A 1,536-nucleotide genomic window follows, 5' to 3' on the forward strand; every position below is an offset into this window, starting at 1 on the left:
CAATGCCGTTCGGTTAGGGGTTCGATCGGCAGTGCAACTTGCGGCGTTTCGGCTGGTGATATGGGTGCAGCCCTTGTAGTGGTTCTCGGGTCCGCCAAGACTCGTGTTCCTCTGCAAGGGCTGCAGTGTCTGATTCTGTCATTACGCATGCTCCCGGCGTGTTCGCCGTGGGGCACTTGGGCGAGTTGACCCAGGTTGTTCCGTTCGATCTCGTCGACGAGGCACTCGCGTCCGCAGGTGGTCTGCAGCAGCGGGTGCGGCGGCTGCCGTCGCGGGTGGTGGTCTACCTCCTGCTCGCTGGCGCGCTGTTCACCGGGATGGGCTGGACGGGGATCTGGTCCCGGCTGACTGCCTCGCTGTCTGTGCCGCTGCCCGCACCGGCGGGTTCATCGATCACGGCTGCGATGCGACGGGTCGGCCCCAAACCGTTGAAAGCACTGTTCGACCTGGTCAAAGGCCCCGCAGCGGTGACCGCGACACAGGTGACACGGTTCGCAGGCAGGCTGGTGGTCGCGATCGACGGCACCCAGATCGCGCTGCCGGACACGCCCGCGAACCTGTTGGTGTTCCCCAAGGCGAAGCCCGGACCGAACGGGCCCGCCGGTTACCCGATGCTGCGTCTGGTCACGCTGATGGCCTGCGGGACCCGAACCCTCATGGACGCCGCCTTCGGCACCGACGCGACCGGCGAGCTGACCTACGCCCGTGAACTGGTCACCACCGCGGGCACGACCAGAGCACTCCGGCCCGGAATGCTGCTGCTGGGTGACCGGAACTTCTCAGCCACCACGTTCATGGGCACCGTCGCGTCCACGGGCGCGGACTTCCTCATCCGGGCCAAGACCCACAGCACAGCGCTCAAGCTGCCGATCCTGCGTCGTCTGCCCGACGGAACGTTCCTGTCCCGCATAGGTGAAGTCACCGTCCGAGTCATCGAGGCCACCATCACCCTCACCCCTGCCGACGGCACCAGCAAGCACACTGCCACCCACTACGCCTACCGGCTCGTCACCAGCCTGCTCGACCCCCACGAGGCGCCCGCCATCGCTCTGGTCAGGCTCTACCGAGAACGCTGGGAGATCGAGACCAGCTACTGCGAGCTGAAATCGACCGTCCTCGGCGGCAGAGTCCTGCGCGGCCGCCACCCGGCAGCCGTCACCCAGGAGACCTGGGCACTTCTGGTCGCCTACCAGGCACTACGCACCGCGATGAGCGACGCCGTCCTGCACCGGCCCGACATCGACCCCGACCGCGCCGCATTCACCATCGCGCTGAACACAGCACGTGACCAGATCATCCGGGCCGCCGGCATCATCCACACCCAGACCGACCTCGTCGGACAGATCGGCACCGCCATACTCAACGGCCTCCTACCCGCCCGCCGAGACCGGTCCCGACCCCGCGTGAAGAAACGAGCGATCAGCTCCAAGTACCGCGCCGTCGGCCGCAACACCGACCATCGAACCCACAGAACCGCCGTCCACATCGAGATCAACGCATCGCCAAGCCCGCCAGACGACTAACCGAACGGCATTG

General features: G+C 66.6%; 1 protein-coding gene. It reads left to right on the forward strand.

The window, feature by feature from the left end; translation table 11 throughout:
* Positions 1–158: 158 nt before the first annotated feature.
* Positions 159–1,523, forward strand: coding sequence for an IS4 family transposase (locus tag ACFCZF_RS40850; protein WP_376675988.1), 1,365 nt, complete (start codon positions 159–161; stop codon positions 1,521–1,523).
* The last annotated feature ends 13 nt before the right edge of the window (positions 1,524–1,536 follow it).

It is taken from the genome of Streptomyces sp. NPDC056296 (assembly GCF_042268605.1).
Classification (GTDB): Bacteria; Actinomycetota; Actinomycetes; order Streptomycetales; family Streptomycetaceae; genus Streptomyces.